Consider the following 24677-nt stretch of genomic DNA (forward strand, 5'->3'; position numbering starts at 1 on the left):
GATGTGGACGAGGTTCCGGTGATGTCTCGGATGTCGAACAGGTTCTATCGGGCAACGACCGAACGTGTGCTCCTCGTCCATGTCGGGGATGCAATCCTCGTTTTGTAAGTTTGTTGGCCACGTTCATCCGTACTCACTGGTCAAATGACGCATCTCTAAGAACAGTCAGTAGTGGAGTATCGTTCGGTGCTGGACTGCAACACCGTTGGCAGTGTGTAACGCGAATCTGAAGAAGAATCAGCGGACAGAATCGATCGGGCCCACGGCATTCTGGCGAGGAACAATCGGAAACTCAGTGGTCATCACCGGATAGTGTTTTATCGTTGGATCACCTCTGTGCCATTCGTTAACGCACATTCAATAAATAAACATTGCTGTTGCGGCATATCTGATGGCCCCTTCGCTTCAGAGAAACGGTATTTCTGGCTCCGTCACTGATAAAAACGTGATGAACGATCGAGGAACGGGCGACTCGACGGTGATCTGGGATCATCAGGTTGCAGCCTTCTTGGTCTTCACGTCCGGGTGGACGTGGACCGTGTGGTTCTCTGGAATCGCGTTAGGATACGGTGGCACACGTGGACTCCAGGCTGTCGGGGCGTGGGGACCGCCTCTTGCGGCGGCAACTGTCACCAAGACTGCAGAATGCGACGTACATGCATGAGCTGCACAGCTCCGCCCGAAACAAGATGTGGGGGTCCGGTGGTATATTATCGCGCTCGCCGCTCCACTGCACTCACCCAGACCGGGGCCGTGATCGGCTGGATTCTCGGTGAACCGGTGATGTTCGCCGACCTACCCGCAATCGGGTTTCGATTTCTGTTTACTCTGTTCCTCGCCGGTGCCCTCGAGGAGTTTGGCTGGCGGGGATTCCTCCAGCCACGGCTTCAAGAGCGGCGATCGGAACTGTTTGCCGCGGTCGTCATCGGGATCATCTGGGCGCTGTGGCACGCATCGTTGACGGTCGGTGGAACCGGTGCCGGATACGAGAGCGGGGAGATAACCGGCCTCTTCATTGGACTCCCCCTCTTCTCGATCGTGATGGCATGGGTCTACAACAGTACACGGGGCGGGGTACTGTTCGTGATGCTCTTCCACACGATGATCAACACCACGTCAATACTCGAGGCAGCGGACGTTACGGCCGTGATGGAACTCGCGGAGCTCGCTGTCCTCCTTGGACTCCCGCTCGGTATCCTCCTCTATTATGGACGGACATACCTGGCTGCTACTCGGCCTGAGCCGCCGATCCCCGGGAAGGACTGCAGGCAGCAGGACACCGGATAGCTATCTGACCAAGGGCCTATACTGGATTACACATCTCTTCGAAACGGTTCCAGATTCGTAATGGAAGAATTGGTCGATCACTTCTCTGCAACCGTGTTCCCATTGTGGAGTGAGTCTACCGGACGGTTTCGACGTCGAACTTGCTGTGCCAGCGGTACCGGCGGCCGCCCCAGACGAACGTTCGGCGTGCAAGTGCATAGACCATCAGCGGCGCTTGGAGGAGAATCGCAGGATACGCGAAGACCACTGTCCAGCGCCGAATACCGAAGAACGTGTAGACACCGGCGATACACAGCGTGACAACAGTCGCCGCATAGACGGGTGCGAGGAGACAGAACAGCGCGAGAGCAGCTGTGACGACGCCCATGAACACGGTATCACGTGGATTGTGCCGATGGACGATCTGTGTGAACCGCACGTGTCGCTCGAGCGTCTCACGGATCGTTCCGCCGATTTCGACGTGGCGAACCCGGTTGAGAGGGGTGATGTCGAGGTATTCCGAAAGAAGACCGTCATCGCTGACGGTGCGCCGGAGGTCCTGCAGGAACGTGTCGGCGTCCAGGTCATCACGCTCGAACATTACAGCACCGCCCCATGCTTTGTCATTCGTGTACGCCCCAAGTGTTCCACCGAGCGCATAAATCGGTTCAAGCAGCAGGGAGAGGCCGTCTCTTCCCACAAAAATGGGAGTTCTGAGACGGGGCCAGACCGGTCGTACGCCTTGTGGAGTTCGGAGAGCCACTCTGACGGATGATGAAAGTCATCGTCGGTCCAGACGATCCGGTCGTGGGCGGCTGCCTCCATCCCTGCAGCGATGGCATTTGCCTTCCCTGAACAGCCCCTGGGTTTGCCGGCCATGATGACCTGCGTATCCCGGTATTCGGCATCAGCGTCGGCGATCGGATCGGACTCGTCGTCACAGATCACGAGCAGTTCATCTGGCGATGAGAGCTGTGTGGCAACCTCTTTGATAACGGGTGATCGCGTGGTCGTTGGGAGGAGAACACTTGTCGGTGGTGGCATTGTCGCGGAATACTGCCTAAGAATAGATCTAGCCACAGGAATAAATATTCGGCACCAGAATCGTCTTGAGACCGTTCGCTGTTGAGAAGTATAGAGGCATGGTACCGTGAGAGCGTTCTCATCGGGATATAAGGTACACAGAGAACCTACCACCACTACCCAGCACACATTTTAGCATGATCCTCCAGGCACTCGTTGATCAGGCGCTTAGGGTCGCTCTCATCATCGCATATCTGCTGGCTCCTAGTCTCGTCGCAACGCTCATCTGAGCATCCTTTCTGGGTTCGAGCCGGATACGATCCCTGTTCAAACAGCTACCTCCTTTCAACTCGCTGATCGTGACGTACACGGTCGTTGGAGTTGGTGCATCGTTGCCGTACGTATTTGGATTACTTACCGTCATCATGATGGCTGATCCAGACGGTATCTGGGGACCACCGATACTCACCATAACCGCCGCTCTCTCCCTCTGCTATATTGTGGCGATTCTGGTCATCAGTGTCTTCAGCTTGCCACGGCTCGGTATCGGCTGGGATCCAAACGGTTACAGCAGGACAACATGGGCTGTATTCATCGCAGGCAGCATCTGGTACGCCACGATCTTTGCAGTGCCGCTCATAGTTCTAGGGCTTCTCCACTCACTTCCCGGCGGCTATTGACTGGTGACTACAGTTGTACAACGACCGGAACAGGGCACCAGTATCATCAGCTACGGCTATCCGAATGCACTAGGGCGATAGTACTAGATCCGTATTCGATGATAATGTGTACAGAAATAGCGGCGGTGCCTCCGTCTCTCGGTGGTTACTGGTTTTGACTCTGGGTAACGGATCCTTCTTCGTTCGGTTGGATGACGACGAAGCCGTCGGAGCCGGTAAACTCCATCTGTATTGATTCGCCGGAAGTCTGGCCAATTTCGATCATTTTGTTCGTTTCGAAGGACGGTGAGAGGTTCGCACTCCACGCGACGGTCGCGTCCGGGTCAGTGAAGACGGGTGGCGTCATCACCAGTGGATCACCGTGCGTCGTGAGAGCGAGTTCTCCTGGACCAGTGAGATAGACGTTTATCAGGCCGCCAGCAGCCATTCCCGAGATACTGTTGACAGTGTTGATCTCGTAGTCGATGCTCGACTCGAACGCGAGGACATCATCACTATTGACTGAGATTGACTCGCCCTGATCGAGTTCGAGGACCTGCACTTTCTTTTCTTGCTCAGCGACGTAGAGGTGTCCATTTCCCTCCGCCTCCATGATCGGTGTGCCTTCGCCACTCACTGCCTCCTTGACGAAGCCGGTAATACCACCCTCAGCGGATGACTTGCCCGTGAAGGTGATATCGCCAGTGTATGCGATCATCGATCCGGCTTTGATCATTACCCGACCATCGAGTGGAATATTTAGGAATCGGTTGGTCTCTTTCTGGAATCCATCGCCGCCTTCAACTGGGCCGTTCGATTGCATGGATTCTTGGAGGTCCATAGCTCCAGTAAAATATCTGTAGGCAAGACTTGTAATCCTCGTGGAAGACTGAACCGGTTGTGGAAACGGCTCACCGGACGGTTGAACGCAGGACTTAGCCTTAGATATGCGAGTAACTAGACGGCCTCACTGTGTAGACTGACGGACTACCGCAGTGATCTTTGTTGCCGGTCGAAGCTGAATCGACGGAATGAACGTGAGCGGTCCATCAGTGGTCACATCGAGATCGACACGGCCAACCATCGTTGCCAGGGCCAGCGTCAACTCTTGTCGGGCAAAGTCATTCCCAATACAGCCTCGGGGGCCGCCACTGAACGGGAAATACGCATACTCTGGACGGTCAACGTTGGCAGCCCATCGGTCGGGATCAAACGTTTCGGGATCCTCCCAGAACCGTTCATCACGATGGGGGACCCACTGCGGAATGAGAAACTGGGCTCCCGCGGGCAGCTCGTAGCCATCCAGCATCACGGGACCGGTGGCCTGCCGGTTGATACCTGTTGTCGGCGGGTACAGTCGGAGCGTCTCGGCAACAACGTGTTGTGTGTACTCGAGATCAGTGTACTCCTCGATCGTCGGCCGATCACCGGTAACAACCCGGTTGTACTCCTCACAGAGCGATTCATACACGTCGGGATGGTCATCCAGCAGATACCAGACCCGGGTGAGTGCACCAGATGGGGATTCGTGACCGGCCATCAGGAACGCAACGAGGTTGTGACGGACTTCTGCCAGTGACAGCTCTCCGTCCTTGTAGGCGCCAAGCAACATTGCGCATACATCTTCGCTGACATCCGTCTCCGCCGCTTGCCGTTCGGCAATGAGGTCGTCGACGAACGTATCGAGACGCTGGATCGCGCGACGAAACCGACGCTCCGTCGGAGTTGGTATCCAGTCCGGAAGCAACTGGCCAGGCCTGCGGAAGTTTGTTCGGGCAATGAAGGCGTCTGCAGCATCAATCACCACATCCTCCTGTCCGCGAATGTCCTCATTGAGAAGTGTCTCAGCTAAGATCTGAACCGTTAGACGGTGCATCTCAGGGTGAAGGGCGACTTCCTCACCGTCGTCCCACTCATCGACAAACCGGGCTGTCACAGCCGCCATGCGGTCGCCGTAATTCGTGATACTCTCACGGGTGAACGCCGGATGGGCTGCCCGCCGGAGGCGCTTCCACCGTTCACCCGTTGCGGTCGTCATGGCGTTGTCTTCGACGCCCTCAAACGTGTCCTGCTGTTCTGGGCCGATCGTGAACTTGTGCTGCTTCTCGACGAGTATTTGCTTGATGAGCTCTGGGTGGGTCACCAGGTACATGGACTCTCCCATGAAGTGAAGGTGAACGAGGTCACCGTGATCCGCCCAGGATTCCATCGCACCGACTGGATCTTTGGAAAAGGACAGGCCGTTGCCGAGGAGCGGGATACCCTTCGGAGACGGTGGGTCCTCCGCCTCACTCATAGTTATCTCTCCCTGGGGTACCGTCTTAATCCTATTGTGCCGTATCTGGAGCGGGTTTACCGCTACTGGGTCTTCCAGAACCTAATCCTCTGCTGGTCATTTAAGCGTCTGAAAGGCTGTCCCGCCACATGGGCATTCATGGCCAGTACCGATGAGTCTGATCTCACCATCTGGCCAGATCCGGGCAGCGTACGGTGATCGGCACTCTCGACAAACAGCAACAGTCCGATTTATACGATCCGCATATTCCATACTGACAGTAGAGGCAGAGAAAGGTATCTGTGCGGCACCTAACTAGGCAGGTCTCGGACCGTACCCTAACGGAGACCATGAACGATTTCCACAAATCTGGCCTGAAACATGGTTTAACCGCTTCATATCTTGATCCCAGGTTTCTCACTTCACACACTTAATCAGTCCTTGGCACGCGAGACTCCGGTACACAAGCTGAGCCAGAAGGGGGCGACCGAATCTGGTGATAGTGAATGCGACGTTCTGGCGGATTCCGAGGTCAGTGTCACCAGTGACCTCTTTTCTTGCCAATCATCCGCCAGTCGGTCTCAGTACCCGCCACATGATTCTGGGCCGGAATAGCGAGCTAGGGGGCTGTTCCATCATTTGGACGCGGAAGAAGGCATCAAATAGCATGCCGTCGGTGTGTGCCTGTCGGATCAGGCGGGTCAAATACCAGTTCAGGACGTCCGCACTCCGTGGCTTTGGGCCTTCAGTTTGGGGGAACTGAACATCAGCACCGACGGCCATGCTCCACGCAATATCGACCGTCTGCTTGATCCGCTTGAAGACCCGGGACGGGAGATCCTCACGGCCACCTGCTGCAAGGGCGTGGTGGAACTCCAGGGCCTCGAGTGCCGCCACTGACATGCCCTGGCCGTACAGTGGGTTGAAGCTGGCGATCGCATCTCCAAGAACGACCAACCCGTCAGGGAACCGGTCAAGGTCCTCGTAGCGGCGCCGCATATTAGATTGAAACGGATACTGAACGATCTCTTCAGTGATTTGTGGATACTCGTCGAGTAGTCGTTTGTGATGGGGTATCGGAAAGCTCGCCGTGTACTCCTGAAAGCCATCGAGGTCGGCCGGCGGATGATCACCGTGCATACCGAATAAGGTTACCTGCCATTGGTCGTTTTCAACCGGGAGGAACGCCCCACCACGAGTGCGTGGTGCAGAAGGGACAACGAGAATCCCGTGGCGGTCATCGCTAGGACGTTCGATAAAGGTGGTGCTATAGGTTACGTTGATCCGCACCTCGTCTGTAGGTGGCGACGGATACCCGTGTTCCTTCAACCAGGTTGGTGTGTGACTCGTACGGCCAGTCGTATCAATGACCAGATCAGCAGGGAGTTCTTCGGACTGTCCGCCTGCTGGTTTCACTATCACTCCCTCCACGGCCGTTACTTCCTCATCAGTACGGAATGTTATGAACTGGCATTCTGGACGCATCTGGACATTGTCGAGAGTGGTGACGCTCCGGCGAACGATGGACTCGTACAGCGGCCGGATCGCGCTATATACAGGTATGCGGTGAGGACTATCTGCGTTGAAATCTCCTTCGTCATACATTTTCAGATCGCGTGTCCCGTCGAGCACTAGACCGCCGTTCGAGAGCAGATTTTCACCGAAATCCGGGAAGAGGTCCGTCAGTGTGGCTCGGCCGGCCTCCTGCAGGACATGAATATGATTGGCCTGTGGGACACCACGGCGGGCGACCGGTTCATCAGGTAATGGATCGCGCTCAATCACCGTGACATCCTCGAACCCGTCAGCGAGGACCCGGGCCGCGCACAGACCAGCCATGCTTGCCCCGACGACAACAGCATGGTCGCCGACCGAGGAGAGCTGTTCCGGCTCGTACCTCGCCACACCTGTTAACGTCATGACCTCCCTATGGATCTTTGGTGGGAATAGTGTTAACATTTATCACGGTGAAAATGAGAAAGATGTATGAGAGGTAGCACTCTCACTTGGTCCACCGCTGGCACGATATCTAGTTCTGATTACTCGGTCGGTCGCTTACGCGGTAATGAAGCATCTTTTACTGCATTCCTGCTCGTTCTAGCGGTATGGTGGCACCCGATAGGGGAGAGAGGGACCGCACACGTATCTACCGGGAGACGATTGAATTGGATTGAGATGCGGCGGCCGGACGTGTTCGACGAGTACGGGCGGAATCCGTTAGTCACAACACGGCAGGGCCGTGTCCACTTGACGACGCTGCGCGGAAACTGTTACCGGTGGACGCGGCCGTGTATTGTGACAGGGACCTGTCCTCATGGCCGGGACACCGATACGTGACGCGCTCGAGTACGATCAGGCGTTCAAGTGTCCGTCGAGCGTGAGTCCGCATGCGGTGCGGCGAGGTGGGATCACGTACGCGTTGAACAGTGAGTAGCCGACGAAGGCGGTCGGTAACCGGGCAAACGTCTCTGAAGCAGTGCTGGATGAGTATTATGACCGCCGAACGAAGGAGGAGAAAGTAGAGCAACGGAGGCAATACCTCGAGAATATTTGAACATGAGGTGCACCACATAGTCACCCGATTGTAATCCTTGGCGGTGACAGCGATATCAGGTGAACCGCTCCGCTGGTCGTGGCTGAATTTTTTGACCGGAAAATACGTTTTACGTGCTATTCTCTCGGTTGCTGGCGCCGTGCTACATGTTCTTCTCTGGATCGCGGCCGAGCACATCTGCTACAGATTTGACACGGTCCTCCGCTTGCTGGTCACTTCCTTGATCGTCAACCTCTACAGACGTTATAATCCGGTTGGCATCAACTGCATTGTGTGCTGCCTGGATTGCTTCGAAGACTTCATCGACGTCCTTGGCTTCAATGACCGTGTCTGTCGCGGTCATTTTGTATGAGATATCGAAGTCTTCGAGTGCATCAATGGCCTGTGCAATGTCTTCGGATAAGCTTCCGTCGTGAACTGGGATAACCTCGAATCTGGCTATGACTGTCATGTAGTCACCTCCGATCAGGATGGTGCAGTGGGGTAACTACCCACGTGCATGAGTGCGCTACGAGAACGAGGATCATAGCCGTTCGCAGTTATCAGAACCTCCGCCAATATATTTGACCAGTATTTCCACACGGAGGAAGTAGTTTTCTCACTAAGAAAGCGAAAAAGGATGATTTTGCTTTAGACACGGGCAAGTGCTTGTTCAGAGATATCGGCTTTCTTGTTTGCATACGCATTGTAAGCTGAGAGAGCAGCGACAATCACGCCGGCGATTGCAGTACTGGTTGCGAGTACACTACTCCCCATCTCGATGATAAGGGGAGACAGGAGTGCCCACAGACCGAGCAAGACCGTGAGTGATGCAACACTGACGCTCGCCAACCGGTCTCTCGATAATCGGACGAAATTATGGCCACTTGCAAAGAGAATCGTCATTCCAGTGCAGATACTGTTCCAGATTGCTACGCCCGCAACATTGAGAAAAAACGGTGAGACAACGAGATAGAACCCGATCAGTGCGATGAGAGCGCTTATCCACCGTATTGTATCCGCGTTGAGCGTATTGTACCGATAGAGAGAACTAGTATTTGGCTCATCACTCATCTTTCATCAGGCCATAGTAGCTATCTAACTTTGGTTACTTCTAGGTTCAAGTTCAGATAGATCGTTGATAGTCACACGTTGGACAGAACATGGTTTGAGATCGAATAAGAAGCAAACTCTTTCCACACTTACAGGGACCCCCGATCGAGATATTGTTTGCTTCCTGTGTGACTCCTTTTAACGTATTCTCGAGTTGATTGACCTGCTGTTTGGTTTCCTCCACTTCTTCTTCAAGCTCCGATAGCTGCTCATGAAACGGTTGTCGGCATCGTCTCCGTCTACCTGATCGTCCTCTCTGACGCATATCTAACCCACACTCCATTCACGAATAAGGGTGTGGGAATACTTGGCAAGGGGCGGTACGTCTGAGAAATCAGACAGAGTCGGACAGGAGATCGTGAATCAGCAGTAAATACAGAGAGTCTCCCAATCATGATTCATTGAACGACCACTTTCCCTCAACACTGTGTATTGAGAGACCGGAGTTGGTTTGGGACGCGGTCACGCGGTCGTGGAGCTGAACGCGGTTGGAATCCTCTCTACCGGCACTCGCATTGTAACAGCCTGTCGCTTGTTCGTTCTCACCCCACGATGGGCTACAAACCCCGACTACATAGCGTACTTCTTCGTAGACTTGTTGGAGTTCAGTAGGCAACGATTCCAGAAACTACTGGGATGGCAGGGGATTCAAACCGTTTCTGCCAACCATCGTGTAGCCAGTTTAGTTGTGGGGAGTCGGAGCCTGGTGGGTTGCTGAGGGTAACAGTGATAATCGATTCACTGTACAATTAGTTCCCCTCATGGTACCTTGCCTCGATTGATTTCTCTTGGAAATATCCTGTTGCGAGAGTGAGCCACCAATGCGCACCGACCCCGCTTAGAGCGGCAACTCCAAGTATCCCCCATAGTCTGACGGGAGGGCATATTTGCAACTCTCTAGACAAGAGTTTGTGATTTTTGATGGATACCTCTCACGAAGGCGCACGCCTACTGAGCAGTTGGTTCAATCGTGTCCGCGGATCAAGCCTGCGCGTTCTCCGGTCAGTGTAGCGGCAAGTACAGGGAAGGTACGTATCGATCAGTACGACAAAGCATTTACCAATACTGGCAGAACATCGCTTTATGGTCTCGTTCACTCACTATAACATTTTCCGATTATATTTACACTGTTTAGCGTCTTACTTCTGGGGGGCACTGTCTAGTTTAGTACCTCTACTGGCGTCTATCCGTTAAGTGACTGGTGCGGTCGTTGTATGTTATAGTAGTGGACGAACTGTTCAAGCCATCCTCTGACGCTGGCCCGACTACCCACCCCACGAATTATGGAAGCGGTCAACCCGCATTTTGAAGGTGTGAAACCACTTTTCGATCAGATTTCTTTCGATGTAGTCGAGGTGACTGCTCAATCCTAATCGAGAGAGGGCAGTCAGATAACCGTAGCCATCGACGAGAAACACAGCGTCAGAGAGATCGTGTTTCTCGGCTAAGCGATGCAAGAATGCAGCGGCTGGATCTGTGCCTCGTCGTCCAAACACTGCGACATCGAGGATGAGTCTAGAGTCTACGTCTATTGCAGCATACATCCAAGATCATTCACCGTTAATCCTGGCAGCGGTCTCATCAATAGCGACCCGCGACGGCTGCGCCGTCGGCGGATCCGGAACTCTATCAGCCAGCCGACATACCTAGTGCCAAATCGCCTGGTGAGAGCGGTCAACGCCAATCAGGAAAAGAATCGCTTGTGTCTCTCGAATTTAACATCCGGTCGCGTGGAGCCGGACGGCGAACACCCTGACGGGCGTCGCCGTCCGCTCACGCTCCCAAGATTCATCAAATTCCGCCGCGTAACACTCGCTGAGCAGGTCTGCGAGCATCATCCTAAATTCACTCCACGACCTGCTCGTTTCTCAAACCGCGCTAACTAGACGGTTCCAGTATCAGAATAACGTTTATAGCCGTGAGAAAAAAGAAACTACCATGTTCTCTTCAAAGTCATCTACTTCATCGATTTTGGTCCAGGTGGAGAATATCGGTGGAATCGATAGTACCGAGATAACGTTACGTCCCGCCGTGGACGTCTTGACTGGCCGGAACGCGACGAACGGACCTCATTTCTCCAGGCGATTATGGCCGCGCTGGGGAGTCGTCGATCGTCGCTGAAGGGCGACGCGGATGCCGGTCATGTCGAACTCACAGCCGACGATGAACAGTATATACGAGAACTCGAACGGCAAAACGGTGAAATCGTCTTCAACGGTGATCCATATCTCGAGGATCCGGAATTCGAGGATCTATTCGCCTTCCTGCTTGAATCAAACAAGGCACGCCAGACCGTCAGGCGCGGCGATGACCTCCGCGAACTCATTATGCAACCGATCGACACGGACGAGATCGAGGCCGACATAAGCGCGCTCGAGGCCGAAAAACGCGAACTGGACGATCGGCTCGACCACCTCTCACAGCTCGGGAACGACCTTCCCAGCCTCGAGGCCGAGCGGACCGCGCTCGACGACGAGATCGAGACCACGGGCGAGGAAATCGCCGACCTCAAGGCCGACCTCGACGAGTTCGAACTTAGCGTCGAGACAAGCCGTGCTTGCAAGGAAGAGATCGAGTCGGCGTTCACAGATCTCCAGAACGCCCGGGAGGAACTCGAGTCCATCGAGTACGATCTCGAGACTGAACGGGAGAGCTACGCCGAACTCGAAGCAGAACGCGACGACCTTGAGGCGGAACTCGACGAGATCGACGTCGATTTCGAGTCACCTGACCGTGTCGAGGGCCGCGTGCAGGAGCTTCGCGCCCGGAAGCACTCGCTCGATACGACGGTGAGCGAACTCCAGAGCGTAATCCGCTTCAACGAGGATCGCCTCGCCGACGACGGCCTCGACCTCGATCTCGACGGTTCGATCAGCGGCGACGGCGACACTGACGGCGACGTCGCCGATCAGCTACTCGCCGATTCTACCGACGTCGTCTGCTGGACGTGCGGCTCGGAAGTCGACCGCGAGCGGATCGAAACGACGGTCGACCGCCTGCAGTCACTCCGCCAGTCGAAACTCGAGGAGCGCAGCGATCTCCAATCACAGATTGACGAGTTCTCTGCGCGCTACAAGGAACTCCGCGAGCAACGCGACCATCGCGAACGGATTGAAACACGACTCGACTCGATCGAGGACGAACTTGACCACCGATCCCAGCGCATTGAGTATCTCGAGGCTGAGCTTAACGACCAGCGAGCGCGCGTCGACGAACTCGAAGAAGAGACTGAGACGGTCGAGAACGCGGCCTATGAGAACGTCGTCGAGACTCATCGCGAACTCAATCAGCTTGAACTCGAGCGCGAGGATCTTAAAGATGAACGCGACGATATCGAGGCCCAAATCGAGGAGATCGAAGCGATCTTGAGGACCGCCGCGAGACCGTCGAGACGGAGTTGACTGACCTCCGGACGCGCGTCGACCGACTCGAGAAAAACGCCGTCGGCGCCTTCAACGACCACATGGAGTCGATCCTCGAGTACCGAAACATCGACCGCATCTGGATCGAACGCCGCGAGAAGACGGTTCGGGAGGGCCGTGGAAAAGTGTCCCGCCCTGCATTCGACCTCCATATCGTCCGGACGACTGAAGACGGTGCGACCTACGAGGACACCGTTGACCACCTCTCGGAGAGCGAACGCGAGGTCACGGGGTTAGTCTTCGAACTGGCGGGCTATCTGGTCCACGACGTCTACGACATCGTCCCGTTTATGCTACTAGACTCGTTCGAGGTGATCGACGCTGATCGGATCGCCGATCTCGTCGACTACTTCGAGGAGTACGTCGACTGTTTCGTCGTTGCGCTGCTGCAAGAAGACGTTGAGGTGCTTTCGGACGACTACACCTACGTTTGCGAGATATAAATTGGAAACTTATCTTCTGTATTTTATATCCATGGAGTATCGTACTGCTTCGATGAAAGATATGAACGTTATAATTTCCTTCAGCCAGGGTGATTAGACACTAGTCTCCTTCTCAGATAATTTCATCTCCCTGCTGCTAGCACTACTATTAAATTTCCTGATGCTCTAACCGGGCGATGGAAAAGCGATACTGAGCCCTTTCTCTACTCAGAATCCCACGCGAACAGATCTCGTAGGTCCTCCCCGATCTCCTCAATCTCGTGGTTTTTCTCCGCTTGACGGAGTTGGGTGTAGCTTGGACGGTTAGCTTGGTTCTCCGTGATCCACTCGCGAGCAAATGTACCGTCTTGGACGTCTTCCAGCACCGATTCCATGTTTTCGCGAACCGTCTCATCAATAATCTCGTCACCGCGAGAGAGCCCCCCATACTCGGCGGTATCAGAAACGGAATCCCACATTTCACCCATTCCTCCTTCATACATGAGGTCGACGATAAGCTTCATCTCATTCAGGCACTCGAAGTACGCCATTTCTGGAGAGTACCCAGCGTCGACAAGCGTCTCATATCCTTGCTTTATGAGGCTAGTAATACCACCACAAAGAACTGCCTGCTCACCGAAGATGTCTGCTTCGGTCTCCTCTTCGAATGTCGTCTCAACAACACCGGCACGAGTACAGCCAATCCCCTTCGCGTACGCCAGCGCTTCCGTTTTTGCTTCGCCGGTTGCATTCTGATAAACTGCAAGTAGACCGGGCGTGCCTTCACCGCTCTCATAGTTCCGGCGAACAAGATGCCCTGGACTCTTCGGGGCAACCATCGTCACGTCGATGCCCTGAGACGGTTGAATCTGGTTGTAATGGACGTTAAACCCATGAGCAAACTGAAGCGTATCGCCAGCATTTAATTCGTCCTTGATCTGATCGTAGACAGCCGGCTGGACTGTATCTGGTACTAAGACGGACACAATATCGGCTGCTGCCGCAGCCTCAGCAGGTGTCGTCACTTCCAATCCATCGTCACGCACAGCCTCGCGGGATGAAGAATCCTCGTGGAGACCGACAACCACCTCTACACCGCTCTCGTGTAGATTAAGCGCGTGGGCGTGTCCCTGACTACCGTATCCTAGAATAGCTATGGTTTTGTCCTCGATAGCTGAACTGTTTGCATCGTTGTCGTAGTATACTGTCGTAGTGAATTCGTTTTCAGTCATGTATTCTATAGTCGTTATTTTATCTCTTGTCTATGATTATGCTGCGCTCTCGGCTATGAGCGTAGGTCGTATATTCCTGTTTTTACTACTGTTAGCAGATCCAATTATTCAGCGTCTCCTCTTAGATGTTACTGTTGAGATATCCTATTTGGAAGGCACTAATTTTCCCTATAGAAATAGGCATTATTTTCTATAGATGGCGATGACTGATGGAGATCCTGGATAATCAGCCTTCATCTTTGCGGTGATCAAGAGGTATCCTACGGAGCAGAAGAGCGCGGATATGCTTATTGAGAATATGCTGGCCTGTAGAATCAGGAATAGCCACTCTCTTTACACATATTGATGTAGTAGTACAAGTTGAATATATTGATGATATAACGTGAACCATCACATACGCTTTCGTATATTCGGAGCCGGAGAGGAGAGTGGATGTTTCCTCCCCGTATTCGTACTACTGTTCCATTTCCGATCTGTTTATTGGACGTCCTGCGTATATGATGGACGTTTGTGTGAATTTATAGTGGGATAGTGATATTATCATATTCGTCCTATTCAGTGATCAGGGTCTTATTTACATCCATATGATTGTAATCTAGTGCGGATCCGTACTTCATCACTATCCCGGATATTGGGATAAGGGAAGAGATCCCGTTCATGCTGCCGAAAGGATCTGTATGGATGGTTGACAGACTTGGAAGTAAGGGGAGGAAGCGTAAGTTGGAGAAGTACCGTCTATATCACTCTCCTGTACCGTTGTTCCACCAAAGACGCCAGTAGTATCGTCTCAGGATACTCTCAGAAGGCAATTATAGAATTTGCGCGTGGGTGGTGCCTTAAAACAAAGCAGGTCGGTGGATTCGTGCTAAAGGGGACGAATGACGTTTTCGTAGCTAGTTGACGAGAACAGAGGCTGTGCTCCGTGAGCGTGGGTCCATCTACGAACACGATCAGAAAAACTCTCCAGCCTCTTCTAAGAAAGCAGTTCAAAGATCATGTGGTTCCAAACGTCTTAGTCTGGATCAGTATTCTCTGCTCCGAAGCACTTCTAGTACACTGTTGACTGACAAAGAGGGTCTTGCAGCGCTGCTTATTCCTCAGCAGATACAAGCCGAGGACCAGTTCGGGTCTTGTTTCCGTTGTCACGGAGTGTTCTTCCGGTATCCAGTTTAACGGGATCACCGACAGCAAGATCGCTCTCGAGTTGCCCGACAAGATTTACTTCGTCTTCAAACTGGGCAAGACCGAGCAAATTTGGCGTCGGGACGCCGTCAGGCGAAACGTGGACTGTCGTGATGGCGAGAAGTTCGCCGGTTCCCGGTTCACGTTCGATCCAAGAGCTGTTCCCGCATTCTAGACAGCGGCGTTTCTCGTAGAAGGTACAATTCCCACAATCAGTACACTCGTGAAGCGTAGTCATGAGGCACCACCTCGAAGAATCGTGCAAACAGTATTATTTCCGAATCCAGCCACGTTGATTGCCAGCCCGAGATCTGCGCCATCGACTGCACGGTTATTCGGAGCGTCACCGCGTAATTGCCAAACAAGTTCGACAATTTGAGAAACACCAGTCGCACCCAGTGGATGACCCCGGGCCTTGAGTCCACCGCCAGGATTGATCGGAAGTTCTCCGTTACTGGCAGTTGTTCCGTCGATAGTGAGTCGCCATGCCTCGCCACGCTCTGCGAGGCCAAGCTCTTCAGTTTCCAACCATTCTAAGATACTAAAGGCATCATGGATACATGCAACATCGAGATCAGTAGGCGTCACTTCGGCCGCTGTATAGGCAGACTTGCCTGCTCGCCGAACGCTCTCGATCATAAGCGGATCCGATCGATCCGCGACAGCATGAGTGCCAACCGCACTTTCACAGGCTGCAACCTGTACGCCATCTCCCCCCGCAGTAATGACTGCCGCAGCGGCACCATCACTTGTAGGACAGCAATCAAATAGACGAAGTGGCGCCGCCACGGTGGGGGATTCGAGGACATCTTCGACCGTCACTTCGTTTTTGAATTGTGCATAGGGGTTCTGAGCAGCGTTCGCGTGATTCTTTATTGCGATTTGCGCGAGGTCTTCCCGATCGGCCTCGTATTCCCGAAGGTACCGATCAGCTGCCAGCCCAGCGAACGAGGGAAGAGTTACCCCTTGTGCGTACTCTGCATCATGAGTGATGCGGCTGATGATCTCTGTGGAAGTCGCTGTATCGGCAGCCGACATTTTCTCCCCACCTATAACCAGTGCCGCATCGGACCGCCCTGCTCGAATTGCGTCTACTGCATCGAGGAACGCACTCGCACCGCTTGCACTCGTATTTTCAATTCGTTTAGTGTCGGCATTGGTAATCCCCATCTGTGAGGCGAGGGCGTTACCCAACCCTGAACGGCTATTGAACGCTTCGGCAGCTGCATTACCGACGTGGAGCGAATCGATACTCTCTGACGGAGTGGACGCGTCCTTCAGAGCCCGATCCGCGGCAACTGTGAGAAGTTCAAGGAGGGACCGTTCATCTTTCTTGGTGAAGGCGGTCATACCAACGCCAGCGACGCTGGGAGACACTTCTGGCTGTTCCCGTACCCGTGACTGATATGCCATCGTATACCGTGACGCACTACCTATAGGAATTTAAGATTGTTGCCTTAGCAATTTCTACCTCTTTCTATTGGTTCTCATACTCTTTGTTTGCTTACCAGAGTGTCTTCTCTCTGTGGCACCGAGTAGACTCCTTCATTCGCCCTATGATCACTCAGAGTAATATATGTATATGTTTGCTAACAAAAATTCTTATTACCATCATCCAAGATGGGTCCTGTATGGCAGATGGAGATACTACTCCAGAGAAAATACTAGATGGTATAACTATGGTCGACCTGACAACATTCGTCACTGGCGGGTTTGCTACAACGATGCTCGCAAATCAGGGGGCAGACGTTATCAAAGTTGAGCGGCCAGATGTGGGAGACGATAGTCGGTATTCCGGCCCCCCGTTCATTGATACTAGCGAGTACGAAGGTGCAGGTCAATCGGCTGCAGAAGAAGGTGAATCGCCCTACTTCTGGACAGTCAACTACGATAAGAAAAGTATCGAACTTAACCTCAAGTCCCCAGAAGGACTTGCAGTACTATACGATATCATCGAAGAGGCAGACGTTGTTATCGAAAACTTCCGTCCTGGAACTGCCGAGCGGCTCGGTATCGGCTACGATGATGTCCGTAATGTTAACGACACGATCATCTATTGTTCCATTTCAGCGTTCGGTGACTCAGGACCGTGGAGTCAACGGCCTGGTTATGATTTACTCATCCAAGGCATGAGTGGGATGATGAGCGTCACCGGGCCTGAAGATGGTGACCCCGTCAAGGTCGGTCTTCCGCAGACCGATCTTATCACAGCAATGTGGGCCGCATTCGGCATCGTCGGTGCTTTATACCGACGTGAACTCACCGGCAAAGGAGATCGCGTCGAACTTGGAATGCTTGACGCTTCCCTCCCCTGGCTTACCAAACAGGCGGGTAAGGCGTTCGTCGGCGAGGAACCGGAACGGATGGGTACAAAGGACCCCGTTCTCGCGCCATATCAGAGTTATCCGACTGCAGACGGCTATTTGAACGTTGCTTGTGGTAATCAAAAACTCTGGGAAGAACTCTGTGACGCGATTGACCGCCCGGAACTGATTACCGACCCACGATTCAAGACAAACTCCGCTCGCGTTGAGCATATGGACGAGTTAGAGGAAGAACTCGTGCCAACGTTCAGTGAACGAACAACGGACGAGTGGGTTGAGATACTGGCTGAAGGGGAGGGTCTCCCAGTGGGGCCAGTCTACGATGTTGAAGAGGCATTAGAAAATAAGCAGGTACAGTCGCGCGAGATGATTACAGAAATGGAGCATCCTGCAGCGGGGAAGATTTCGGTAATCGAACACCCGCTAAACTTCACGAACGCTGATACAGGGTTCGAGGATGCACCGCCGCTACTCGGAGAAGACACAGAAGCAGTGGTACACGACCTCGGTTATACCGACGAGCAAATTAACGAACTGCGCGAAGCCGACGCAATACCAGATCGATAACCGCCATCGAGCCGCGATCATCCCCGACAGCTGTGCATAGCATCGTATGAACTAGGCCGAACGCTGTCCTCCAGTACCGTCATCCTTCTTCCATCGTTCATTTTCCGGCCGTTCTCGGTATTCGAATCAGCTCTATCGACGAGGAATGTGCGGATAAACAAGGAATTGTGCCATTTCATGGTTTATAACGCGCCCTCAGCGGATATCTCTTGAGCGTTACTGGCGACTTGACCTTTCTACATAGTAGCCGTCTTGCTTATCCTTCTGTTTCTCATCCTAATATCCGGGACTCAATCCCGCCAACCAGTCGACCATTATTACAGCCATAGGATTGTAATTCGACTACTGAGATTCCTGTAAGGCGCCTGCTAGACAAAGCCAATGAAGAAACCGGCAGCCAATAGAAGACATGAGTTGTTCATCAGAAACGGTTCCTGGCGTTGCACATGGTAAAGATTGGTGGAGAGGAGTTCCTAATCAATAGCCGCGATACGTTAGTCCTAAAAAGAAATTCTTTATAAGACTGGGAATAGTACCGATCACTATGAAAGAACAATCAAAAACACGGGCAAAGACAACACAAAATTCACTAGAAGTGGTTGAAGCGCTACGTGAACTTGGCGGTTCAACTTTAGAGGAGCTATCCGAATATACGGGATTTTCTACGAGTACTGTTCACAGACATTTGGCGACCCTCCGGGACTACAACTATGTCATTCAGGAAGATGATGTCTATCGAGTCGGACTCCAATTCCTCACGATGGGAGGGTACGCACAGCGGGAGATAGATGCCTATCCAGTTATCAAAGAGAAGGTAGACCAGCTCGCCGTTGATACGGATGAGCGGGCGCAGTTTATTGTCGAAGAAAACGGTCAACGGGTATACCTTTACACCGAGGTTGGACAGAGCGCGGTCAAGACTGGTGCACGTATCGGAAAACGTGGCGAACTCTACACCAGTGCTGCCGGGAAAGCAATCCTAGCGAACTTACCGGAAGAGCATGTCTACGAAATCATCGATATGCGCGGTCTCTCCGGAGAGGCTAGCAATGCCATCACGTCCAAAGAGGCGCTATTCGAGACCCTAGAGGAAATCAGAGAGCGGGGGTATGCTTTCAACAAACAGGAGACGACAGACGGAGTCCACGCGATCGGCGCCGCCGTGACAGACGCTAATGATGAGGTCCTCGGCGCACTCAGCGTTGCGGGCCCGGCTCACCGGCTGAAGGGCGATACCTTGACTGAGGAGTTGCCGGAGCAGATACTGGGCACCGTCAACGAACTAGAACTCCATATCCAACATTCAGTCAGCTAACTTCTCAGCCCCAATAGTTTTCAGGAATACATGCGGTGATTAGTCTGTAGAATGGGAGATACATATCACCAACCAGCAGACGACCGAAGCACACTGATCAGCCGTGCCTCTTCCATATATAAAAATTGAACTATTTGTCGCCGAGGCCATCATATTCGTCGATGAGCCCTGTTGCTATCGAGTATCCTTCACCTGGCCATGCTACCTGCTCTGAATGCACCGGCCTCATCAGTTAGATACTGGGGTCAATGATTATCTTCCCAAGTACACCGGAGGACATGAGTCGTTCGTGAGCTGCCGGCAATTCGTTGAGACCGAATACACGGTCGACCGTTACCGTGAACCGCCCATCAGCAAGCCGCGGGGCCACCTGACGTAGGATCGGCGCTTGATCGTCCGCCGAAGCCGCTAGCGACATAAATCGTAGGTCAGCGTCAGCCTGCTTCGCCGTCATCGCAGGACCGGAAGGAATCTTGATGGACGACTCCTCACCGATAATCACCACACGTCCACCTCGTGTAAGGCGTGCGAGGTCGGCCTCAAGGTGGGAATCAGCGTGTGGCTCGAGCACGACATCAAGCTGCCGTCCGTCAGCAGCGTCCTTGAGTCGACTCGCCAGATCGTCAGTGCGATAGTCGATGACAGCGTCTGCGCCGAGCGAGCGGGCCAACGAGGCCGGATCGCCCTCTCGAGCCGTTCCGATCACGTAGCTACCCGCTTGAGCTGCAACTTGAATAGCAGCGTGACCGACACCGCCAGATGCACCGTGAACAAGGGATACATCTCCGAGCGAGAGTTCGCCGCGGGTGATTAGTGCTCGCCAAGCGGTAGCAAACGCCATTGCGGCTGCCGCTCCATCGCGAAAAGAGACTTTCTCGGGAAGGTGAGCGAGCATATCTGCTGGCGCAACTGTATACTCTGCATATGTTCCGGGCGAGAAAATGCCCAGACCAGTAGCAAATACCCGATCACCTGGCTCGAAGGTATTGACATCCTCACCAACGCTTTCAATGACCCCCGCCATGTCGGAGCCACCGACATGAGGGAGACCAGCAGTCGGTGAGATATTCCCTCCACGAAGGTACGTATCGATCGGATTGACGCTAGCTGCCTCTATACGGACAAGCACCTGATCCGCAGTCGGAACTGGTCTCTCAACATCTTCTTCGAAGGTCAATACGCTCTCATCACCATGTTCATGATACCGAACAGCTCGCATACGATAACATCCCATACTGTCTTCAAAAGGAATAAGATCGCGGCCCCTTTTGCCGCGAGAGCTATTATAATTGCCCTAAACATAATAAATCATATTATTTGATTAGGTGATATTCATCCCCGGATAGTTCTTTTAGCGGAAAATAGAGTTCTGATGGTGTTCATGCTACCAAAACAAGGGGTACTCAATAGTGACATACTATGTGTTACCCATCACCCAAAGACTTAATATAGGATGCGTCAATTGTCCTGATAGTTCAGCGTAGAAGCCGCTGGACGAGGCTCATATATGTTTGAGAAAACCAAGGTCAATCGACGGTCGTTCATTACGGGAGCATCGTCTGCTGGAATTATCGGCCTTACTGGCTGTCTTAATAGCACAGCAGGTGGGAATGGTGGTTCCAGTGGCTGGACGCTAGGTACGTCTTCTGAAGGATCATCCTCGTTCCGTATCGGTTCTACGTGGACGGAATACGCCAAAAAGAACGATCTTCTTGACGTCGAAATTGATGCAGTGATCACGGAAGGGACGAGTGCCTCCTACCGCCGACTCGATCGAGGCGATTTCGAGATGAGCGGTACTACGACCCAACTACTCGATACCTCACCTGATCAGGGCTCCTTTGAGGAAAAGCCCCTCCAGAATTTCGACTCGATCCGTCAAGTGCGTGGATATATGGGATTCTACAACTTCGGCCTTTACAATGCGGACAAGGTCAGCGGCTGGGATGACCTCGAGGGCCGTCCCGTCGCCATCTCTTCAGCCGGTTCCGGAACGCGGCCACCGGTTGAGTGGCTGGTAGATCAGGAAGTTGGACTCGATAATGTTGATAACCGATATATGGCGTTCGCAGACATTCCAAGCGCGTTGCGCTCGGGGCAAGTCGACGCTGCATTCACGTGGACAGTCAACAAGTCCACCCCACAGGGTTGGTTCCAAGAGATCGATGCGACGGTCAACTGGGAGCCCCTTTCATTCTCTGATTCGACCATCAGTGCGCTCAATAACGATCTCAGTTATTCCACCCACGTTGAGCTTGGATCAGACACCGTCTCCCAATTCAGCGAGAACTACCAAGGAGCGATCGATTCGTTCACGCTGACGTACCTATATGTGCTCCACAAGGACCGTGATCCCGATACTGTCTACGATATCGCGAAAATGACGCACGAACACGGCGAAGATCTGGTAGAGGAAGACGAAGTGATGAGCTTTTTCCCCGACCCTGATGCGTTCCTCGGAACGATTCACCCGGACGTGCCCATCCACAAGGGAGCATACGATTACTACAAGGAGGCTGGGCTCTGGGAAGAGTACGACCTGACCGCCCCGCCTGAAGCCTGATTCAGGAAGTCGCGTATTTTATTACTATGTCAAACAAAGAAAATAATAATACACGGACATTAGAGGACCTTGAGCGCACAATTGATGAAAAATTTCGCGACAACTATCATAGTTCCATTTGGGATAGTGGTCTGATAGATCTAGCCATCTATGGGTTCGCGATCATCTTCGCTGTATACCACCTGTGGTACTCGCTCACGTTTGCGATTCCGCGTTCCCGCCACGGAATCGTTCACCTCGGTCTGGTGCTCTCCCTGTGGGGTCTCATCCAGATGCTTAGCGTTGACCGAACGACGCTGCGGGGAAAACTCGCCACGGTCGGCTATGGTCTTTACAGCGTTGCCTCGGTCATCCCGCTGTACGTAATCCAATCCAACTACGACAGTATCGTGGTTGCTGCAGGGATCTATAGTGATACCTACGTGTATCTGGGGATATTGGTTATCGCTTTGGTGTTCATCGCGCTCCTGCATATCTCCCGTCTTATTAGCGGGATTGCCCTATTCGGGTTGGTATATTCCTACTTTGGACCGATGATGCCAGGGATCCTGGCTCATCGGGGTCTCACGCCACGTCGTATTATTACGATGAACACTGTCGAGATGCAGGGCTTGTTTGGAACGCTCCTTCAGATTTCAGCAACATGGGTTGTGATCTTCCTACTGCTGGCCGGACTGATGGAGAAGTATGGCGGGATGGCGACGTTCATCAAAGGTATGACCCGTCTGGCTGCACGCCGGAAATACATCGAGATCGGGCAGGTCGCCGTGGCCGCAAGCATGTTTATGGGGTCGATCAACGGCTCGACTGCCGCGAACACGGCGACAACCGGCGCGTTCACCATTCCGCTGATGAAGGAGAATGGCTACCGGCCAAAAGTTGCAGCCGCGATTGAGGCGGTCGCATCCTGTGGCGGACAGATTTTACCGCCGATTATGGGGGCAGGTGCATTCTTGATGGCGGAGCTCATCGATCCGAACTACTCTGATATCGTCCTCGGTGCTGTTGCGCCCGCGCTGCTTTTCTTCTTGACAGTTGCAGTCTCGATCTCGCTGACAACCAGTCATAACGTCTCGAAGAACATCGAAACTACGGCCGATTCTCGGGGCGTGATGAAGCGAGTCTTCGATATTGTCCGCCACTACGAGTACCTCGGTATGTTTGCCGTCCTGCTGTGGTGGTTGATCGGTGTCGGTGCAGATCCGATGGTCGCCGGTTTCTACAGTATCGTTGTTCTGATGGGGCTGCGGCTCCTTCGTGTCGTCTCTGACATCGCACGGGGTAAGGGAGATGCCAAGCCGGAACTGAAATTGTTCCTCCGTACGACGCTTGAGGGACTCCGTCGAGGAGCGGAAGCGACTCTCGATATTACGATTCTCCTGGCGAGTCTCGGTATCGTCATTCGGGCGCTCATCGTCACTGGCTTCGCCCAACAGTTATCGTCATATCTTGTGCTCTTGTCGGGTGGCGAGGTCGTCATCATGCTCTTCCTAGCGATGTTGGCGGCGATCGCCTTCGGGATGGGGATGTCGACGACAGCGGCCTACATGATCGTTGCCGTACTCGTCGCCCCGTCGCTGGTCAATATTGGCGTTGACGAATTCTCCGCCCACATGTTCGTATTCTACTTCGCTATCGTCTCGAACATCACACCACCGATCGCACTCTCGGTTATCATCGGCCAAGGGATCGCAGGATCCGACTTCTGGGAGACTGCCATCGAGGCGCTCCGCCTCGGCTTCCCCATGTTCCTGCTGCCATTCGCGTTCTTCTATAACAGCGCGTTGCTGTCCCCAGGGGTAATGACTGTCGTGGCGTTCCTGCTCGTGTTCGCCGGGTTCATCGCGATTAGTATCGGGCTTACCGGTCGCGCTGGAGGAAAAATCCCATCACTCGTCCGGCCGGTGTTCATCGCACTCGGCCTCGGCGCGATCTTCGTCCCATCGGTTATCGGTCAGACGCTGATCACTGCCATCATCCTCGCCAGTCTGGTCTACTACCTGCGCCCTAACCAGATCAGCCGGTTCTGGGCGACCACAGGGTAATCCAACCAGACTTACCCTCTTCCGTCTCTACATTTTCCACCGTAATTCTTCAGTCTCGTGACTGCCGTCTCGGCAGGTGATTTTATTATGCTGGCAAGTTATGAACCAGTATGTCAGATGGATGGCAACGAATCCGTCCCAAGGATGAGAGCCCGCGAAGCGATAAGCCCGGCCAACGGTGGGAACTATCTCCAAAGCTAGATATCGACGCGTTCAATCTTAACGTCGCGATTCTCGAGCCCGATGAGCGACTTTCTCAGAATCACTTCCACTATCACGAGAACCAGGAGGAACTGATCTACGTCGCCGCCGGTTGCTGTCAGGTTGAGGTTGCCGACGATCAATTCGTCATAGAACAGGACGACGCGGTGCGGTTCGACGCAGGTGAGGACGGTGTCCACCTCGTCCATAACCCCTTTGACGAGCCGTGTCGCATCATCGCAATCGGATGGCCGCCAGAGGGCCGATATCCAGTAGAGAAAGTGAAAACGCGCGACGAATTACTCGCAGAACGGGAATGAGTTCAGTTCGAATACCGAGTAGCTCACAGGGTCGTAGAGAGGGTTTCGTCGTATCGCCAGGGAGAGGAGCGCGTGCAGACTACATACTGATACTCAGCTACCGAAATAGGGGTATCCCCGTCGAAACTATACTAAGGGCGACGGAGGCGGTAGCCGTAGACATGTGCTACACAGAAAGAGGGTGAACGTGAACACCTGTTCCCCTGTCGACCGTA

At 53.4% G+C, this 24677-nt stretch carries 16 protein-coding genes and 3 pseudogenes; 8 read left to right on the forward strand and 11 right to left on the reverse strand.

Features of this window, described 5'->3' with window-relative positions:
* The first annotated feature begins 783 nt into the window (after positions 1-783).
* A complete protein-coding gene (locus NDO75_RS18220) occupies positions 784-1287 on the forward strand; it encodes a CPBP family intramembrane glutamic endopeptidase (protein ID WP_310908039.1) in 504 nt (167 codons plus the stop codon).
* Positions 1288-1402: 115 nt separating this feature from the next.
* Here the strand turns inward: NDO75_RS18220 and NDO75_RS27785 are convergent.
* Positions 1403-2310, reverse strand: a pseudogene (locus NDO75_RS27785) (glycosyltransferase).
* Between the two features lie 338 nt (positions 2311-2648).
* Here NDO75_RS27785 and NDO75_RS18235 point away from each other — a divergent pair.
* On the forward strand, positions 2649-2969 hold the full coding sequence (locus NDO75_RS18235) for a hypothetical protein (RefSeq protein ID WP_310908042.1): 321 nt from the start codon (positions 2649-2651) through the stop codon (positions 2967-2969).
* A 145-nt stretch (positions 2970-3114) separates the two neighbouring features.
* Here NDO75_RS18235 and NDO75_RS18240 read toward each other — a convergent pair whose 3' ends face one another.
* From NDO75_RS18240 to NDO75_RS18265, 6 genes and pseudogenes are all read right to left on the reverse strand, one after another.
* A complete protein-coding gene (locus tag NDO75_RS18240) occupies positions 3115-3789 on the reverse strand; it encodes an AIM24 family protein (RefSeq protein WP_310908043.1) in 675 nt (224 codons plus the stop codon).
* 126 nt (positions 3790-3915) lie between these two features.
* A complete protein-coding gene (locus tag NDO75_RS18245) occupies positions 3916-5244 on the reverse strand; it encodes a cytochrome P450 (protein ID WP_310908044.1) in 1329 nt (442 codons plus the stop codon).
* A gap of 543 nt (positions 5245-5787) precedes the next feature.
* Positions 5788-7143 carry an FAD-dependent monooxygenase gene (locus NDO75_RS18250; protein WP_310908045.1) on the reverse strand — a complete coding sequence of 452 codons (1356 nt, stop codon included), beginning with the start codon at positions 7141-7143 and terminating at the stop codon, positions 5788-5790.
* Between the two features lie 776 nt (positions 7144-7919).
* Positions 7920-8228, reverse strand: a complete 309-nt coding sequence (locus NDO75_RS18255; protein ID WP_310908046.1) for a thiamine-binding protein — start codon at positions 8226-8228, stop codon at positions 7920-7922.
* A gap of 179 nt (positions 8229-8407) precedes the next feature.
* Entirely contained in the window at positions 8408-8830 is a 423-nt protein-coding gene (locus NDO75_RS18260; RefSeq protein WP_310908047.1) for a hypothetical protein, read from the reverse strand.
* Between the two features lie 1222 nt (positions 8831-10052).
* A pseudogene (locus NDO75_RS18265) lies at positions 10053-10707 on the reverse strand (IS6 family transposase).
* A gap of 100 nt (positions 10708-10807) precedes the next feature.
* Between NDO75_RS18265 and NDO75_RS18270 the strand changes: the two are divergent.
* Positions 10808-12734, forward strand: a pseudogene (locus NDO75_RS18270) (archaea-specific SMC-related protein).
* Between the two features lie 203 nt (positions 12735-12937).
* On the opposite strand, the gene ilvC reads toward NDO75_RS18270, so the two are convergent.
* The 3 genes from ilvC to NDO75_RS18285 all read right to left on the reverse strand — a co-directional run bounded on the left by ilvC (position 12938) and on the right by NDO75_RS18285 (position 16477).
* Complete coding sequence (gene ilvC, locus NDO75_RS18275) at positions 12938-13945, reverse strand: ketol-acid reductoisomerase (protein WP_310908048.1); 1008 nt, start codon at positions 13943-13945, stop codon at positions 12938-12940.
* A 1090-nt stretch (positions 13946-15035) separates the two neighbouring features.
* A complete protein-coding gene (locus NDO75_RS18280) occupies positions 15036-15365 on the reverse strand; it encodes an OB-fold domain-containing protein (RefSeq protein WP_310908049.1) in 330 nt (109 codons plus the stop codon).
* On the reverse strand, positions 15362-16477 hold the full coding sequence (locus NDO75_RS18285) for a thiolase family protein (RefSeq protein ID WP_310908050.1): 1116 nt from the start codon (positions 16475-16477) through the stop codon (positions 15362-15364). Before NDO75_RS18285 ends, NDO75_RS18280 begins: the two co-directional genes overlap by 4 nt.
* A 281-nt stretch (positions 16478-16758) precedes the next feature.
* Between NDO75_RS18285 and NDO75_RS18290 the strand changes: the two genes are divergently transcribed.
* The gene (locus tag NDO75_RS18290; protein WP_310908051.1) at positions 16759-18018 is read left to right on the forward strand and encodes a CaiB/BaiF CoA-transferase family protein; all 1260 of its coding nucleotides are present in this window, start codon (positions 16759-16761) and stop codon (positions 18016-18018) included.
* A 544-nt stretch (positions 18019-18562) separates the two neighbouring features.
* Entirely contained in the window at positions 18563-19333 is a 771-nt protein-coding gene (locus NDO75_RS18295; RefSeq protein ID WP_310908052.1) for an IclR family transcriptional regulator, read from the forward strand.
* A 232-nt stretch (positions 19334-19565) separates the two neighbouring features.
* Here the strand turns inward: NDO75_RS18295 and NDO75_RS18300 are convergent, their stop codons facing one another.
* On the reverse strand, positions 19566-20567 hold the full coding sequence (locus NDO75_RS18300; protein WP_310908053.1) for an NADPH:quinone reductase: 1002 nt from the start codon (positions 20565-20567) through the stop codon (positions 19566-19568).
* 273 nt (positions 20568-20840) lie between these two features.
* Between NDO75_RS18300 and NDO75_RS18305 the strand changes: the two genes are divergently transcribed.
* From NDO75_RS18305 to NDO75_RS18315, 3 genes are all read left to right on the forward strand, one after another.
* Complete coding sequence (locus NDO75_RS18305) at positions 20841-21896, forward strand: TAXI family TRAP transporter solute-binding subunit (RefSeq protein WP_310908054.1); 1056 nt, start codon at positions 20841-20843, stop codon at positions 21894-21896.
* 26 nt (positions 21897-21922) lie between these two features.
* Entirely contained in the window at positions 21923-23941 is a 2019-nt protein-coding gene (locus tag NDO75_RS18310) for a TRAP transporter fused permease subunit (protein ID WP_310908055.1), read from the forward strand.
* A 110-nt stretch (positions 23942-24051) separates the two neighbouring features.
* A complete protein-coding gene (locus NDO75_RS18315) occupies positions 24052-24462 on the forward strand; it encodes a cupin domain-containing protein (RefSeq protein ID WP_310908056.1) in 411 nt (136 codons plus the stop codon).
* Positions 24463-24677: the final 215 nt, after the last annotated feature.

This window comes from Natrinema sp. 1APR25-10V2 (assembly GCF_031626495.1).
In the GTDB taxonomy this organism is placed as follows: domain Archaea; phylum Halobacteriota; class Halobacteria; order Halobacteriales; family Natrialbaceae; genus Natrinema.